12 protein-coding genes are annotated in these 16,632 nt (G+C 64.5%); 6 read left to right on the top strand and 6 right to left on the bottom strand.

The features are described 5' to 3' along the window. The 3 genes from rpsN (at nucleotide 1) to G7068_RS10060 (ending at nucleotide 3,184) form a co-directional block, all read left to right on the top strand. Nucleotides 1–306, top strand: coding sequence for a 30S ribosomal protein S14 (gene rpsN, locus G7068_RS10050; RefSeq protein ID WP_166291680.1), 306 nt, complete (start codon nucleotides 1–3; stop codon nucleotides 304–306). Nucleotides 307–777: 471 nt separating this feature from the next. Beyond that, nucleotides 778–1,056 carry an HU family DNA-binding protein gene (locus G7068_RS10055; RefSeq protein WP_166291682.1) on the top strand — a complete coding sequence of 93 codons (279 nt, stop codon included), beginning with the start codon at nucleotides 778–780 and terminating at the stop codon, nucleotides 1,054–1,056. Nucleotides 1,057–1,168: 112 nt separating this feature from the next. After that, a complete protein-coding gene (locus G7068_RS10060; RefSeq protein ID WP_205881271.1) occupies nucleotides 1,169–3,184 on the top strand; it encodes a bifunctional copper resistance protein CopD/cytochrome c oxidase assembly protein in 2,016 nt (671 codons plus the stop codon). A 54-nt stretch (nucleotides 3,185–3,238) separates the two neighbouring features. Here the strand turns inward: G7068_RS10060 and G7068_RS10065 are convergent, their stop codons facing one another. Genes G7068_RS10065 through G7068_RS10080 form a run of 4 tightly spaced genes read right to left on the bottom strand, consistent with a single transcriptional unit; the run spans nucleotide 3,239 to nucleotide 8,822 of the window. Continuing rightward, a complete protein-coding gene (locus tag G7068_RS10065) occupies nucleotides 3,239–5,014 on the bottom strand; it encodes an acetyl/propionyl/methylcrotonyl-CoA carboxylase subunit alpha (protein ID WP_205881272.1) in 1,776 nt (591 codons plus the stop codon). Further along, nucleotides 5,011–6,732: a 5-oxoprolinase subunit B/C family protein gene (locus G7068_RS10070; protein ID WP_166291684.1), complete on the bottom strand. Its 1,722-nt coding sequence runs from the start codon at nucleotides 6,730–6,732 to the stop codon at nucleotides 5,011–5,013. Before G7068_RS10070 ends, G7068_RS10065 begins: the two co-directional genes overlap by 4 nt. Next, nucleotides 6,729–7,493, bottom strand: a complete 765-nt coding sequence (locus G7068_RS10075; RefSeq protein WP_166291686.1) for a LamB/YcsF family protein — start codon at nucleotides 7,491–7,493, stop codon at nucleotides 6,729–6,731. Before G7068_RS10075 ends, G7068_RS10070 begins: the two co-directional genes overlap by 4 nt. Before the next feature lie 42 nt (nucleotides 7,494–7,535). Continuing rightward, complete coding sequence (locus G7068_RS10080) at nucleotides 7,536–8,822, bottom strand: NRAMP family divalent metal transporter (RefSeq protein WP_166291688.1); 1,287 nt, start codon at nucleotides 8,820–8,822, stop codon at nucleotides 7,536–7,538. A gap of 128 nt (nucleotides 8,823–8,950) precedes the next feature. Between G7068_RS10080 and G7068_RS10085 the strand changes: the two genes are divergently transcribed. Next, the gene (locus G7068_RS10085; protein WP_166291690.1) at nucleotides 8,951–9,643 is read left to right on the top strand and encodes a GntR family transcriptional regulator; all 693 of its coding nucleotides are present in this window, start codon (nucleotides 8,951–8,953) and stop codon (nucleotides 9,641–9,643) included. A gap of 232 nt (nucleotides 9,644–9,875) precedes the next feature. Here G7068_RS10085 and dcd read toward each other — a convergent pair whose 3' ends face one another. Beyond that, nucleotides 9,876–10,481, bottom strand: coding sequence for a dCTP deaminase (gene dcd / locus G7068_RS10090; protein ID WP_166291692.1), 606 nt, complete (start codon nucleotides 10,479–10,481; stop codon nucleotides 9,876–9,878). Between the two features lie 272 nt (nucleotides 10,482–10,753). Further along, the gene (locus tag G7068_RS10095) at nucleotides 10,754–11,476 is read right to left on the bottom strand and encodes a TetR/AcrR family transcriptional regulator (RefSeq protein ID WP_166291695.1); all 723 of its coding nucleotides are present in this window, start codon (nucleotides 11,474–11,476) and stop codon (nucleotides 10,754–10,756) included. A gap of 175 nt (nucleotides 11,477–11,651) precedes the next feature. Between G7068_RS10095 and G7068_RS10100 the strand changes: the two genes are divergently transcribed. After that, nucleotides 11,652–14,525: an MMPL family transporter gene (locus tag G7068_RS10100; protein ID WP_166291697.1), complete on the top strand. Its 2,874-nt coding sequence runs from the start codon at nucleotides 11,652–11,654 to the stop codon at nucleotides 14,523–14,525. Next, the gene (locus tag G7068_RS10105; protein ID WP_166291699.1) at nucleotides 14,522–16,543 is read left to right on the top strand and encodes a YhgE/Pip domain-containing protein; all 2,022 of its coding nucleotides are present in this window, start codon (nucleotides 14,522–14,524) and stop codon (nucleotides 16,541–16,543) included. The genes G7068_RS10100 and G7068_RS10105 overlap by 4 nt, the downstream gene beginning before the upstream one ends. Nucleotides 16,544–16,632: the final 89 nt, after the last annotated feature.

Genomic DNA, 16,632 nt, shown 5'->3' on the forward strand with positions numbered 1-16,632 from the left:
ATGGCTAAGAAGAGCATGATTGCGAAGAACAAGCAGCGCCAGGCCATCGTTGATCGGTACGCCGAGAAGCGCGCTGAGCTGAAGAAGGCACTCGTTGATCCCAACGGCACCGACGAGAGCCGCGAGGCTGCACGCGTCGGCCTGCAGAAGCTGCCCCGCAACGCATCGCCCGTGCGCGTGCGTAACCGCGACGTCATCGACGGCCGCCCCCGTGGCGTTCTGTCGAAGTACGGTGTTTCGCGTGTTCGCTTCCGCGACATGGCACACCGTGGCGAGCTGCCCGGCATCACCAAGTCGAGCTGGTAAACAGCTGAGCTGGTAACAGCCCAACGCTTAAGAGGCGGGTGTCACGAGAAATCTCGTGGCACCCGCCTTTTGCGTCCCTAAAGGCTTTTGCAGACGACGAGCGGCCCCCTGAGCGACGAGCGGCCAGGCTGCCGACGCGTGGGTAAAGGGGTCACTCGTCGCTCAAGGGGCCGCTCGTCAGCCTGAGCTGCGTCCACAGCTCAGGCACCGAGTGGGTAACTCTCAAAAACTTCCGCGCGAGTAGAAACTTTGTAGGCGGGCGTGGGTTCTATAGACCCCACACCCGCTTCTTTTGTATTTTCAGCACTTACGCAACAGAAACTTCCGCAATTTTGCGTGAAAATCCGCGAGATCATGCCGGAGTAGGGTAGATTCGAACCGATCAACCGATCGGACCCCTCAAAATGGGGGGAAACCTGAACCAGATCAGGGGCCCGAACAAAAGCTTCGTTGCCCTGGAAGGACAAACACATGGCACTCAACAAGACTGAGCTCGTAGCAAAGATCGCCGCAGAAACCGGCCAGAGCCAGGCTGCTGTTTCGAGCGTTCTCGACGGCCTGTTCGCCGCTGTTTCCGAGACTGTCGCCGGTGGCGAGAAGGTCTCCATCCCGGGCTGGATCTCCTTCGAGACCGCAACCACCGCTGCTCGCACCGGCCGCAACCCGCGCACCGGCGAGAGCATCGACATCCCCGCTGGCAAGCGCGTCAAGGTGTCGGTTGGCAGCAAGCTCAAGGCAGCTGTTAAGTAACTGACTTTTACGAAACCCCCGAGGCGCGCAAGCGTCGAGGGGGTTTCGTTGTATCTGGGGCAGCCCGCGCCGTCCGACAATACACACATCTACAAGGCCGTAGGCTTAAGGGGTGCCTCGTTATCTGCGTATCGTTGCCCCCGCTGTTCTGATCGCGGTGGCGCTTGCGGCTCTGCTGCTTGGTCTCGCTATCGGTGGTGCTGCTGCCGAGCGCACTCTGCTTGATCCGGGTGTTGTTGTGCGCTTTGCGCTCCCGATCTCCCGCACCATCGTCAACATCGCCATCGCTGGGCTCATCGGCTCGGTCGTGATGGCGGTCTGGGCCCTCGCGAGCGAAAAGCCCGAGACTCGCACGGCGATGGACCTCGCGGCAGGATCCGCTGCGCTTCTGACCGTCGCGAGTGCTGCCACGCTTCTCTTCACCTATGTTGACGTCTCTGGCCTCCCCTTCTCGGGTGATGCAACCTTCGGTGCCGGTCTCGCCCAGTTCGTTACCGAGGTCGAGTTGGGCCAGCTGTGGCTGCTCGAACTCTTGTTGGCCGCAGCCACAACGGTCATGGCATTTGCGATCCGAGAACGCCGCCTCACGCTTCTTGTGCTCGTCGCAGCGCTCGCGACGACTCTGCCCCTCGCGCAGCAGGGGCACGCCGCGGGTTCCTCGGGGCACGCGCAGGCCGTCAACTCGCTGCTCGTGCACCTGATCGGCGCCGCGGTCTGGCTCGGCGGTCTGATGACCCTGGTGTTCGTCGCGCGGGTTGTGGATCGCAAGCGCCTCGCCGTACTCACCTCTCGCTACTCGACGCTCGCTCTGTTCGCCTTCATCGGCGTGGCCGCCTCCGGTGTCGTGAGCGCCTGGCTGCGCGTGGGTGACTTCGATGCGCTGTTCGGAACCGGCTACGGCCAGCTTGTGATGTGGAAGACCGGCGCTCTCGTGGTGCTTGGTGTGTTTGGTGCCTTCCAGCGCACGCGGCTGATCCCGCGCATTGCCAGCTCGCCGAACGGTGGCCGCGTATTTGGATGGCTGGTTGTTGCGGAGCTTGCCGTGATGGGTGTGGCGAGCGGGATCGCCGGTGCGCTTGGTCGCACCGCAACCCCCGTGTCGTTTGAGCCGGCTCAAGATCAAGGCAGTGGGGTTACCTCAGCCCAGTGGCTCACCGGTGATCCGCTGCCACCGGAACTCACGCCGATGAGCTACATCACCGGCTGGAAGTTTGACCTGGCCTGGACCCTGGTGTGTGCCTTTGGTCTCGCCCTGTACATTGCCGCTGTGATCCGCCTCCGGCGTCGCGGGGATCGCTGGCCGATTGGCCGATCCATCGCCTGGTTCCTCGGTCTGGCCGCGCTGTTCTACACGACAAACGGACCCTTCAACCTGTACGAGCAGTACCTGTTCAGCGTGCACATGCTGGGCCACATGATGCTGACCATGGTGATTCCGATTGCCCTGGTACTTGGCGCGCCCATTACGCTGCTGCTGCGTGCGACGGAGAAGCGTAACGACGGTTCGTGGGGCGGTCGCGAGTGGGTGCTGTGGATGGTGCAGACGCCGTACTCGAAGTTCATCACGCACCCCGCGGTTGCGGCCGTTGTGTTTGTCGGGTCGCTCTGGGTGTTCTACTTCACGCCGATCTTCCGCTGGGCCATGTCGGAGCACCTTGGGCACCAGTGGATGATTATCCACTTCTTGATCGGTGGGTACCTCTTCGCCCTGTCGATGATCGGGATCGATCCCGTGCCATACCGCTTCCCGTACCCGATGCGACTCATCACGCTGTTCGCGACGATGGCCTCACACGCCTTCTTTGGTGTCACCATGATGACAGGTGACTCTCTGATGCTCGCCGACTGGTTCGGTGCGATGGGGCGCACCTGGGGTGCAACGCCGCTCGCGGATCAATCCCTCGGCGGCGGTATCGCCTGGGGTATTGGCGAGTTGCCGACGCTCGCCCTCGCGCTGATCGTGGCGGTGCAGTGGTCGCGTAACGACACGAAGGTGCAGAAGCGTAAGGATCGCGCGGCGGATCGTTCGGGCGAGGCTGAACTGCACGCGTACAACGAGATGCTGGAAAAGCAGGCCGCGCGTGACGAGCGGGCGCAGAAGGCTCAGGAGAACGCGCGAAGCGTCTGATCCTTTCTGACTACAGCGGCTCTCCCCAACGCAGAAACTGGGACCGCGGCAGCATTACCCCTCGATAACCCCAATCTCGGCGCTCGCTGAGACGTTGGTGCCGGGAGCCACACTGTGCCGCAGGATTCCGGATCTCGGGGCCTTCACCGGAACCTCCATCTTCATGGCCTCGATCACCGCAACGGTGTCGCCCTCGGCAACTTGCGCGCCCGCGTCGACCTTCCACGCGCTGAGGGTGCCCGTGAAGGGCGCCAGCACCGCGTTGGGGTCGGCCTGTGCGGCGCCGCCTGCGGCCCCGGCGTCCGCCGGGGAGCCGGCCTCTAAGCTCTGGCCGCTACCGCTCGCAAGGCGCGACAGCAGCGCCTCGGGTAGACCGATCTCAACCAGTCGGCCGTCGATCTCAAGCGGCATGCGGGTGAGTCGCGGCGCGGCGGGCGCAGCAACGGCGGCTGCGGGCTCGAAGGTGGCAGTGCACTCCTCCTCGATCCAGCGGGTGTGCACTCCAAACCGCCCGGAGGCAGCGGTGAAGGCGGGATCGGTCACAACGTAGCGATCGAAGGGCAGCACGGTTGCGACTCCCTCGATCTGAAACTCGTCGAGCGCCCGTCGCGCGCGGGCGAGGGCCTGCTCGCGATCCTTGCCCCAGATGATGAGCTTGGCGAGCATCGAATCGAAACTACCGGGCACCGCATACCCTGCGTACACACCCGAGTCGACACGCACCCCCTGCCCGCCGGGCACGTCGAAGCGCTCGATCGTGCCGGGGGTCGGCAGGTAGCCGAGACCGGGATCCTCAGCGTTAATACGAAACTCGATGGAGTGCCCGAAGCTCGGAATCTGTTCGGGCACACTCATGGGCTCGCCAGCCGCGATGCGGAACTGCTCTTGCACGAGGTCGATGCCGGTGATCTGCTCGGTGACCGGGTGCTCGACCTGCAATCGGGTGTTCACCTCGAGGAACGAGAGGGTGCCGTCTTCGCCGAGCAGAAACTCGACCGTTCCCGCGCTGACGTACCCCGCTGCGGCGCACACGTCGGCGGCGGCCTGGTGGATGCGCTCGCGAAGGGCGTCATCGAGAAATGGAGCGGGTGCCTCTTCGACGAGCTTCTGGTTGCGTCGCTGCAGCGAGCAGTCGCGCGTGCCGAGCACAGCAACGCGTCCGTGGCGGTCGCCGAGCACCTGGGCCTCGATGTGACGAGGGCGATCAAGAAAGCGCTCGACCAGGCAGTCGCCCTGGCCAAATGCGAGCTCTGCCTCGCGCACCGCGGACTCGTAAGCCTCGCGGATCTCGGCACGATCCCGCACCACGCGCATGCCGCGGCCGCCGCCGCCATACACGGCCTTGATGACGAGGGGCAGGCCGAAGGTGTCGGCGAATGCGATGACCTCGTCTGCGTCTGCAACCGGACCTGGCGTGCCGGGAACAAGGGGAGCCCCCACCTGCTCCGCGAGTGCGCGGGCGCGGGCCTTGTCGCCGAGGGCCTCGATGGTGCTGGGATCCGGGCCGATCCAGTTCAGTCCCGCGTCAATCACGGCGGCCGCGAAGTCGGCGCGCTCCGACAGAAAGCCGTAGCCCGGGTGGATCGCATCGGCGCCTGACCGTTGTGCCAGTTCGAGAAGCTTTGTGATGTTCAGATAGGTCTCGCCAGGGGTGACGCCGCCCAGTGCGTAGGCCTCGTCAGCGAGCCTCACGTGCAGTGCGTCAGCATCGGCGTCTGCATAGACGGCGACACTTCCGATGCCGGCTTCGCGGGCTGCCCGAATCACGCGTACCGCGATCTCGCCACGGTTTGCGATCAAGACTTTTGTCAGGGGTTTTGAGGGGGTCATGAGGGGTTCTCCTGGTCAATCTCGGTCACGTTTGGCGCGGGTACGTTCGGCACAGTCGTATTCTGCACAGCCTCTGTTGATGCGGAGCCATCGCGGAACAGGTCGAAACGAACGCGGCACCCCGGTGCGAGTTGTGCCGCGAGTTCAATGTCGTCATCGTGAACGACCGCGATCACCGGGTATCCGCCGGTCAGAGGGCGGTCGGCGAGAAACAGTACGGGTTGTCCGTCAGGCGGAATCTGGATCGCACCGAGCACCATCCCCTCGCTCGGCAGTTCCTTGCCGTCAAAGTCGGGGGACCGGGTGAGCGCATCACCGGCGAGGCGCACGCCCACGCGGTCGCTGCGCGGGGTGACGTCCCAGCTCTGAGCAAAGAAACGATCGATGCTCGCCTCGTCGAACCAGCCGTCGCGCGGGCCGAGGATCACCCGCAGCGTTGTCACCTCGCCAGCTGCGGGAAGCTGCGCTGCAGTAGCCTCGGGGGCACTGACGGGAAGGATCGCTTCGCTGGCGACGCTGATGGTGTCGCCCGCGATAAGTGATTCGGGGCCGAGGCCGGCGAGGGTATCTCGGGATCGGCTGCCGAGCACCGGGGTCGCCGCTACGCCGCCGCGCAGAGCGAGCACGGATCGTAAGCCGGCTGAGGGGGCGCCGAGTGTGAGCCGCTCGCCAACGCTCAGACGGAAAGCTTGACCCTCGGGCACGCCGCGTGTGCCGAAGGGGCCGGTGATCTGCCCCACGCGAGGTGCTCCCGCGAGCGCCAGCACTGTTGTGCTGACCGCCTCGACCGCGAAGCCGCCGTGGCTCAGTTCGAGTGCGGCCGCGCCAGGACGGTTTCCAACGAGACGATTAGCCTGTTGGTACGCGCGGCGAATGCTGACCCCTGACTCGCCAACACCCATGCCTGAGGCGCCCAAGCGGCCGGCATCTTCGATCAAAGTCTGTAGCCCGGCATCGATGACGGTGAGGGCCGGGGCGCTGGGGACACCACGGTCCAGGCGCTTCGCCTTCGCGGGGTGGTCGAGGGAAGGCGCAGGAACCTGCGCTGAGCGACCTGGGTCAGCCGCAACAACGCGCTCCCTCTCCGCAACAAACCGCACGCCCTCGCCCGCGAGCAGGGCTGCGGGCCGCTCGCGATCGAGATCCCACATCGGGTGATCGGTGTGGCCGATGATCTGCCAGCCACCGGGGCTCTCGCGCGGGTACACCCCCGAGAAGGGGCCGGCCAGGCCCACCGATCCGGGCAAGATGCGCGGTCGCGGGGTGGCCCTGCGCGGCACCTCAAGTAGGGGATCCCCACCCGAGAGGTACGCGAAACCGGGCGCGAAGCCGGTGAACGCAACGGTGTAGGCGGCCGCGGTGTGCCGCTGCACCACCTGTTCAGCGCTCATGCCGGTGAGCGTGGCGACCTCGTCGAGGTCTTCGCCCCGGTAGAAAACGGGGATCACAGTTTCAGCGCTCGCTGCTGCCCGCGCGCTCGCCGATCCTGAACCCGACAACAGGTCGCGCAGTTTCGCACGAAGCGCGCGCGGATCCCGAGCCTCACCACCGCTCACCAGCACGGTTTCCGCCGCAGGTACCAGTTCGGCGACGTCGAGCTCTCCGCGATCCCGAGCCGCGGTCAGCGAAGCAAACACCTGCAGCGCGCGGTCGAGCGTGCCGCACTCAAGCAGCACCGCCGTGGCCCCCGCGGGCAGAATTCTGGGTTCACTGGTCACAGGGACCTCGAAAAGCTCGAAAGCTCGACGCCCGCCCCAACCAGCGACACGCTTACTGCCCGCGCCAGTTCGACGGCTGCGGGGCTGTCTCCGTGCACGCAGATCGACTCGGCGCGTACGGTGACCTCGCTGCCGTCGCGCGCGGTGATGGTGCCGGTCTGCACGAGGCGCAGCATGCGCTCGGCGACGATAGCGGGATCGTGCAGCACCGCATCTGGCTCCCGCCGCGAGACGAGAGCCCCGTTCGGCTCGTACGCGCGATCCGCAAAAGCCTCTGGAATCGCGCGCATGCCCGCGGCTTCCGTCTGCTCCACGAGCGGTGAGGCGGCGAGGCACACAAGCGCTAGCTCGGGGTCAACCGCCCGAATCGCACGGATCACGGTGTCTGCCTCGGCCTCGTTGAACGCGATGCTGTTGTAGAGTGCGCCGTGCGGCTTGACGTAGCGCACCTCGGTGCCCGCGACCCTCGCGAGGGCCTGTAGCGCACCGATCTGGTAGATGATGTCTGCCTCAAGTTCGGCACGAGCGAGTGTCATGGGGCGCCGCCCGAAGCCGACCAGATCGGGGTAGGCGACGTGGGCGCCCACGGCCACCCCGCGAGAGGCCGCCGCGCGGAGCGTGCCGAGGATCGAGCGCGGGTCACCCGCGTGGAACCCGCAGGCGACATTCGCGCTCGTGACAATCTCGAGCATGCTGGTGTCGTCGCCCATGGTCCACGAGCCGAAGTGCTCGCCGAGGTCGCTGTTTAGGTCGATTCTCATTGGTGTCCTCCTGGATTCAAGTATTGCGGTAGCCACCGACAATCACGCGGCGAGGAACTCAAAGATCTTGCTGAACGACACCACACCCATGTACCAGGTGAGAACCGTCGCGAGGGAACCGAGGCACAGCAACCACATCTGAATGCGATGACCACCGAGCAGATCCCTGCGGAACCAAGCAATGTACATAAAGACGGTGAACCCGATGGGAAGGATCAGGCCGTTGAATCCACCCGCAAACACCAGCAGTGCAACCGGTGTAGTGCCCATGGTCAGGTATGCGGCGAGGCCGATCAAGATGAACACAACCGTGACCCAGCCGCGGCGGCGCTGATCGAGCTTCTTGCTGAATACCGTCATGAACGACACCGAAGTGAACGCCGCGCCGATCACACTTGAGATGCCCGCGGCCCACAGAACGAGCCCGAACGCCCGCATGCCCCACTCGCCCGCGGCCGACTCAAAGGCCTGCGCGGCGGGATTTGCGGCGATGTCGAGCATCACACCGCTTGCAGTGACACCGAGGAATGCCAGGAAGAGCACGTAGCGCATGATTCCGGTCACCGCGATGCCCATAAACGCGGAGTTGGTGACCTGCTTGATGTGTTCGGGGCCCGCGGCGCCCGAATCGAGCAGCTTGTGAGCGCCAGCGTAAGTGATGTAGCCGCCGATCGTGCCGCCGACGATCGTGGTGATTGCGGCAAAGTCGATGGTGTCGGGCATGACGGTCTGACGCAGGGCCTCACCGACGGGTGGGCTTGCGATGATCGCAACGACAACGGTCAGGGTGATCATCAGCAGGCCGAACACGATCATTGCGCGGTCCATGAGCAGACCCGCGCGACGCGAAAGGAAAATGGCGATCGCGAGCAGTGCACTGATGGCACCACCGATCTTCGGGTCGAGCCCGAGCATGGCGTTGAGCCCGAGGCCGGCGCCCGCGATGTTGCCGATGTTGAACACGAGCCCGCCCACGATCACGAGCACCGAGAGAATGAACCCGCTGAACGGGATCGCGGCGTTGGCGAGCTCGGCCGCGCGTTTGCCCGAGAGCGTGATGATCTGCCAGATGTTCGCCTGCACGATGAAGTCAATGACGATCGAAACGAGGATGCCGAACGCGAAGGCTGCCCCCAGCGTTGCGGTGAACGTGGCCGTCTGCGTGATGAAGCCGGGGCCGATGGCCGAGGTTGCCATCATAAAGATTGCCCCGATGAGGGAGGCCCGACGCGATTTCACGAATCCGACCGTGCCGCTGGCTACGGTTGCGGGTCCGGGGACGGAAACTTCGCCCTCGCGTTCCTTTTCGGGTGAGACTTGCTCGTTCATTCGGGAATTCCTCTCGCACCATTGCGCCGGTTTCTGGGGGTTCCTTTACTTTACATTGATTGTTGAACAATGCAAGTCTCTTCTTTCAACAAACAGCATGCGTTTGTTGCGGTTGTTACACTGCACTCATGGTGAGTGGTGTGAGTGTAGGGGCCGAGGCCGGTGGCGAGCCTGGCTCTCACTCGCGCGCTCTAGATGCCGCTGCCGAGATCCGCGCCCGCATTTCTCGAGGGGAGCTCGCACCCGGTGAGCGCGTACCCGAGGCCAAACTGGCCGAGTCGCTTGGCGTTTCACGCAACACGCTGCGCGAGGCGTTTCGTGCGTTGAGCGAGGAGGGGCTCATCACGCAGATTCCGAACCGTGGAGCTTGCGTGGCGATCCCGAACATCAACACGATCATCGACATCTACCGCGTGCGTCGCCTCATCGAGTGCCAAGCGGTTGCCGAGGCGATGCCGCGGCACCCGGCCATTGCTCGCATGCGGCGCGCGGTTGAGGCGGCTTTAGAAGCGCGGGATCACGACGACTGGCCCAGCATTGCGACCTCGAACATCGAGTTTCACCGTGCCATCTTCGAACTCGCGGACAGCGCCCGACTCAATCGCATGTACACCCAGCTGACCTCGGAGCTGCGCCTCGCCTTCGGCCTGATCGACGATCCCGCGTATCTTCACGCGCCGTTCCTTGAGCGCAACGAGAGGATCCTTGAGCTGCTTGAATCGGGCGCGACCGACAAGGCGTCGGCCGCCCTGCGCGACTACCTGCTGCTTGCGGAGCGGATCCTGCTCGCCGGATATGAGCGGGCGACTGCCGGGGTCTGATTGCTCGGGACTTGGGTTTGCGTAGGGCTTGGCTTGGGTGGCTTGGACTGGCGCGGCCTGGTTGGCTTGGACTGGCCTGGCCTGGCCAGCCTTGCCCTGCGATCGAGTGTTGCCATATGGCTAGTTGAGACGCGACCAACTAGCAATATGGCAACACTCGAATGGGGTTTGCGGGGTGCGCGGGGCTTGGGGGTGTGGGCGGTTTGGGCAGCGAGGAGCGGTCGCGTCGACGCTAGCCCCCGGTGTGCCCCGCGTCTGTCGCCGTCACGTCTGCGCGGTGAAAGTTGAGGTGCGAGCGCGAGGCTGTCGGGCCGCGCTGTCCCTTGTAGCGTGAGAACGTTGCGCCGGATCCATACGGGCGCTCCGCGGGAGAGGTAAGTCGGAAGAAGCACAGCTGACCGATCTTCATGCCCGGCCACAGGCGAATCGGCAGGGTTGCGACGTTCGAGAGTTCGAGCGTGACGTGGCCTTCAAAGCCGGGATCAATGAATCCGGCGGTTGAGTGCGTAAGTAGGCCGAGGCGACCGAGCGAACTCTTGCCCTCGAGGCGCGCGGCAACGTCGTCGGGCAGGCTGACCTGCTCGAAGGTGGATCCAAGTACAAACTCGCCGGGGTGCAAGATGAAACCCTCGGCGGGGTCGACCTCGATGAGGCGAGTCAGCTCGGGCTGATCCTCTGCGGGGTCGATGACGGCGTATTTGTGGTTGTCGAAGAGCCGGAAGTAGCGGTCGAGCCGCACGTCGACGCTTGACGGTTGCACCATCGAGGCTTCGCTGGGCGAGAGCCCGATGCGGCCAGATTCGAGTTCGGCATTGATGTCACGATCAGATAGCAGCACGCTTCGATCTTAGCGGGCACGGGACAGTCGGCGTTTGTGGATCCTCGGGTCAGTTTCTGGTACTAAGCAGCTGTTTAGTACCAGAAACTGACCCGCAAATGGATGCTGCGGTGCGTGGGGCCGCTCGTCAGGAGCGGGACCCGCTAGGCGGATCCTTAAAGTCCCGCTAGTCAGATCCTGAAGATTCTCGGGTCACTTTTGTGCACTAAAACCGGGTTTAGTGCCAGAAACTGACCCGCAAATCGGATGAGGAGCGGGCGGGCGCGAAACCCCTACCCCTCATCCTCGGTGATCGCGAACAGCAGTTCCGCGATCCTGCCGCCCAGTTCATTCAGGCCCTCAGGGGCATCCGGGCCAGCCAGGGCCGTGATGCGAAACGCCCGCTCATAGATGCCGCCGAGGATCGGCATTGCGCGGTCGACCGGGATCGTGAAGCGGCGTCCCGCGGCGTGCAAGATGCCCTCCACGAGCTCTTCGAGATCGAGGCGAGAGCGAACGATGAAGCTGGCGAGGCTGAGCGAACTCGTGGGCTCGCGCATGGCGAGCAGCATGAATTCTGTCTCGAGCGCGAACCACGTCGATTCCCAGCCGGTGGGGGCGAAGAACTCGGTGACATACTGCGCCGTGTCTTCGGGGGTGAGCAGGCACTCGCGGCTCGCGAGCAGCGGAATCAGCTCGGCCGCGCGCTCCTGCAAGAACTGGGTGCGCTGGTCGTACTCACGATCGAGCAGCGCGAGAAACAGCTCTTCCTTGCTGGAAAAGTTTGAGTAGAACGCTCCGCGCGTGAACCCAGCCCGACTGCAGACACTCTCGACAGACGCGCCCTGCAGGCCAGATTCGGTGAACACCTCGGCCGCCGCATCGAGCAGGCGGTTTCGAGTCTCCAGGCGGCGGGCACTGAGGGCTGCCTCGGGAACCTGGTTGGAACCGTCGGCTGATCCCGCGCTTACGCGCGCGTCGGAGGCCTCGGGATCGGGGAACATGTGCAACATCATCGCACACTCAGCGAGCTTGAAGCGAAGAGTGGATACATTTGTGTATCGGAAACGGATACACTCGTGTATCGAAATACTTGGATCCCGCAAGATCGCCAACCACCGTGCTATTTTGCAGTCCCGCCAATCCCACAACCGCACAAGTCCCGCCAACCACCGTGACCGGAAGGCCCGCATGTCCACGCTTCTTTACGCCCTCGGACGATGGGCGACGCGTGCAAGAACGCTCGTTCTGATCCTCTGGATCGCACTGCTCGCGCTGCTGGGAACGGGTGCCGCGCTGTTCGGACAGGGAGCGAACGCGCCCATCTCGATTCCGGGAACCGAGTCGCAGGATGCGATCACGCAGCTCGGCCTCACATTTCCAGAGGTCAGTGGCACGAGCGCCACGATTATCGTGGTCGCTCCGAAGGGCGAAAAGGTCGACGCCGAGCCCTACAAGGGAATTGTCGACGATGCCGCGAAGGATCTCGAAGACGTCACCGCCGTGACCGCGGTGCAGACTCCATTCAGTGAGCAGGCGAGCGGGGGACTCTCCAAAGACGGCGAGGCCGCGCTCATCACGGTGCAGATCGAGGGTGAGGTCAGCACCGTCAAAGAATCGACCATCGAGGGACTCAAAAAGGCAACCGAAGAGATTCGGGATCAGCTGCCCTCGGGCGCCCAGGTCTCCTACGGCGGTGAGGCGTTCTCGGCCTCGGTCCCCGGCATCAGCCCGACCGAGGGTGTCGGCGTAATCATCGCGTTTGTTGTATTGATCCTCACACTCGGCTCGCTCATCGCAGCGGGCATGCCGCTGATTATCGCCATGCTCGGCGTCGGCGTCTCGATCGCGGGACTCTTCTTTGTAACCGCCTTCGTTGATCTCACATCGACCACTCCCATGCTTGCCCTCATGCTGGGCCTCGCGGTGGGCATCGACTACACACTCTTCATCGTGAGTCGCCACCAAGAGCAGCTGCGTGCGGGCCTCAGCGTCGAAGACTCGATCGCCCGCGCGACCGCAACCTCTGGCTCTGCCGTGGTGTTCGCGGGCCTCACGGTGATCATCGCGCTCGTTGGCCTGTCGGTCGCTGGCATTCCATTCCTCACTTCGCTCGGGATCGCCGCCGCCGCAGCGGTTGCCATCGCCGTGCTGATTGCGGTGACGCTGACCCCCGCGATCATGGCGATGGTCGGGCTGCGGATCCTGCCGAAGAAACAGCGGATTCGCTTGCGGGGGAGCGTAGCTTCGGTCAACACAGTAGGTGGCGACAACTCGAGCGATGATGCTGCGACTGCGCGCAGCATGACAAGGGACGAGACCGCGACCCACAACCCCGAACCAACTGACGGTTTTGACCCGCACACACCCTCCCGGGCCGACCGCTTCTTCGGCGGCTGGGTGCGCACGGTCACGAAGAAGCCGATCGTCACGATTCTGACCGTGCTTGTGCTGCTCGGCATTGCTGCGATCCCCGCTGCACAGCTGCGTCTCGCGCTGCCGAACGCAACTTCGCTCAGCGCGGATGATCCTGCCCGCGTCACCTACGAGCTCACGGGCGAGCACTTCGGCGAGGGCTACAACGGCCCGCTGCTGCTGACCGGATCGATCATTACGAGCACCGACCCCGTTGGCCTGATGAAGGATCTCGCTGACGAGGTGCGAAAGGTTCCCGGTGTTGCTGAGGTGCCACTTGCAACACCGAACCAGGGGGCCGACACCGGCATTATCCAGGTGATCCCCGACGAGGGACCGCACGCCGAGAGCACCACGGAACTCGTGCACAAACTGCGCGACATGCACGACACCTGGGAGAAGAAGTACGGTGTGAGCCTGGCCGTGACCGGCTTCACCGCGGTTGCGATCGACGTATCCGCGCTGCTGATGAACGCGCTGCTGCCGTTTGGCATCCTGGTAGTTGGCCTGTCGCTAGTGCTGCTCGCCATGGTCTTCCGCTCGGTGTGGGTGCCGATCAAGGCGACGCTCGGCTTTTTGCTGTCGGTCGGGGTCGCGTTTGGTGCTGTTGTGGCTGTATTCCAGTGGGGTTGGTTCTCGAACCTGCTCAACGTCAGTTCGACGGGGCCGATCCTGAGCTTCATGCCGATCATTTTGATGGGTGTGCTGTTTGGTCTCGCGATGGACTACGAGGTGTTTTTGGTCTCGCGCATCCGTGAGGAATACGTGCACGGCAAGACGGATCACCACGCCGACGCGCAGAGCGCGATCCGCAACGGCTTTGTTGGCAGCGCGAAGGTTGTGACCGCCGCCGCTCTCATCATGTTCGCCGTGTTTGCCGCGTTTGTGCCCGAGGGCGACCCGAGCATCAAGGTGATCGCGCTCGGCCTTGCAGTTGGTGTGTTCGTCGACGCGTTCATCGTGCGCATGACCCTCGTGCCTGCCGTGCTTGCACTGCTCGGGGATCGCGCATGGCGCATGCCGCGCTGGCTGTCGAAGATCCTCCCCTCGTTCGACGTGGAGGGTGAGGGCCTCGCGCGCGAGCTCGAGCACGCTGGCTGGCCCGAAGACATGCCCGACGCGGCGATTGCCGCCGAGCGGCTGCTGCTTCCGGGAAGCCTCCACGTGGATCATCTGCGTATCGCCCACGGTGAGACCCTGATGCTCGATCCGCGGGATCCCGTTGCCCTGCCACTCGCGCGACTGCTGACCGGCCGCGGCGCGATCGTTGCGGGCACACTCAAGGTCGACGGGCTGCTGCTGCCCGAGCGGGCCTCGTCACTGCGCACACGTTCGGCGTGGGCCAGCCTTGAATCCCTACGCGACGCCCTGCAGGATCGCGCCTCGGTTGTGCTGCTTGACCTGCGAGCGGCGGCTGAAGCGCCCATCTCGCTCGAGCGGATCGACGCCATGCACTCCGCGCTCGCCGCAAGAACGGTCGAGGCGGATCGCGGGGCCGCGCCACCCCTCACCCTTATCGTGCTCGGGGAACGAAGCCTGGCGGAGCGGATCCTGCCCGCCACCATCACCCTGCGCGAGCGCACCCTGTCTGACACACGACCCGCCGCACCTGCGTTCACCGCAGCGATCGCAGAAGGAGAGCTCGCATGACGCTCCCACTCACCAGGCTCAAGGGTGCAAAGCCCGTGAGCTGGACAACAATTCTCGGGATTGTGCTGGTGCCGCTGACCGTGGCCGGAATCCTGCTGTGGGGTCTATGGAACCCGAGTGACCGCCTCGAAAACGTGACCGCGGCTGTCGTGAACAACGACAAGCCGGTCGAGGTGAACGGGCAGACGGTGCCGCTCGGGCGCGTGCTCGCGGGTGAGCTGATTGGCGGCGACGCTGACACAAACTTCACCTGGCAGCTGACCGATAAGGATGACGCCAAGAAGGGTCTGAAGGACGGCCGCTACACGACGGTCATCACGATCCCCGAGAACTTCTCCGCGGCCGCGACCTCGCTGTCTCAGGGCCCTGAAAAGGCGAAGACCGCGCACATCGACATCGCGGAGAGTGACCAGGGGCGGCTTATCGACACTGCCCTCTCTGGCATCGTGACCCAGACGGCGACTTCCGTGCTGAACCAACAGTTGGGTGCCCAGTTCGTCGGCAACGTGTTCGTTGGCATGAATGAGTTGCACACCGGAATCGGCAAGGCCGCTGATGGGGCCTCGCAGCTTGCTGACGGCGGCACACAGCTCTCAGAGGGTGCCACGCAGCTCGCGGACGGGACCTCGCAACTTTCTGACGGTGCGCAGCAGCTGTCGAGCGGAGCTTCGGAGCTTTCGACGGGGGCCGGGGCGCTGGCTTCTGGGGTGAGCCAGTACACGGCGGGTGCTTCCGCGCTCTCTGAGGCTTATGCGCCGCTCAGCCAGGGTGCAAGTGCGGCGGTGGCACAGTTGAAGACAATGATCGGGGCGCTTGGGACATTGCAAGCGAACTCGGCTGGGCCCCAGGGTCAGGTTACGGAAGGACTTACCGCAGCCGGTGCCGGTGCGCGGGGACTCGGCGAGGACCTAAAAACGCTGTATCCAAACTGCCTGGCCTCGGGAGCCACCAAGGATTTCTGCGACAGCATGCTTACGACAGTTGGTGGGCGTGGCACCGAGATCGGCGGCGGATTGGCAACGACGCAGACCGGATTGCAAGGTCTAGCCGCAGCACAGGAAACGTTCCAGAACACCATAACCGCCTCGAACAGCAATCCCGGCGGCGATCCCAACGCGCAGCTTGATCAGCTCAGCGCTGGAATCACTGCCTTTGGGACTGGGCTCAATGAGCTTGCCGCGCAGGGTGGCCAACTTTCAACCGGTGCAACCCAGCTCGCGGCTGGAACAAGCCAGCTCTCGACCGGCGCGACCGCACTTGCCGAGGGCACTCCGGAACTAGCTGACGGAGCTTCGAAACTGGCCGACGGTGTGACGAAGTCCGCCGATGGCGCGAAGGACCTCTCGAAGGGTCTCGACGAGGCAGTCACTGGGATCCCGAACTACACGAAGGCGGAGCGTGAGACGCTCTCGGAGAAGGCCGTGACCCCCGTGGAGACCCGCGGTGGCAGCGACGAGATCTTCACCTCGTCGGGTGCGCCTCTCTTTGCGGGCATTGCACTCTGGGCGGGTGCGCTCGCGAGCTTCTTGGTGCTGGCTCCGCTGTGGCGGCGCACGAGGGACGCTGCACGTGGCATCGGCTACATCACCGTGCGCAGTGCGTTACCAGCACTCGCCATTGGAGCGGTGCAGGGTGCGATCGCGGGTGTGATCCTGCCCGCAGCGCTTGGCTACGACCTCGCACAGGCAACCGGGTTCTTCGGATTCGCGGTGCTCGCGGGCATCTCGTTCGCGCTCGTTGTGCAGGGTGCCTCGGCGCTGCTCGGCGGCTTCGGTCGATTTATTGCGTTTGCGTTGCTGGTGGTCGCGTTTGCTGTTGGTGTGGTGTCGACTGTGCCCGGCCCGCTCGCGACGATCGGTGATCTGAGTCCCGTCGGTTCGGCGCTCTCTGGCTTCCAGGCGATCGCGAGTGGATCGGCGGGCGCGGGCGGATCTGCCCTGCTGCTGGTGGTGTGGGCAGGTCTGGGCCTGATCCTGACCGCGCTCGCCGCGGGCCGGGTGCGCCGCGCGAAGCAGTAGCCGTTCTGCGCGCTCGCCGAGAACCTGGGTTCTCGGTGAGCACGCGGTGGCCTGCGCTGCAGGGTCCGTGGCAAGCCGGTCCAACAGTT

It is taken from the genome of Leucobacter viscericola, from assembly GCF_011299575.1.
GTDB classification, from domain to species: domain Bacteria; phylum Actinomycetota; class Actinomycetes; order Actinomycetales; family Microbacteriaceae; genus Leucobacter; species Leucobacter viscericola.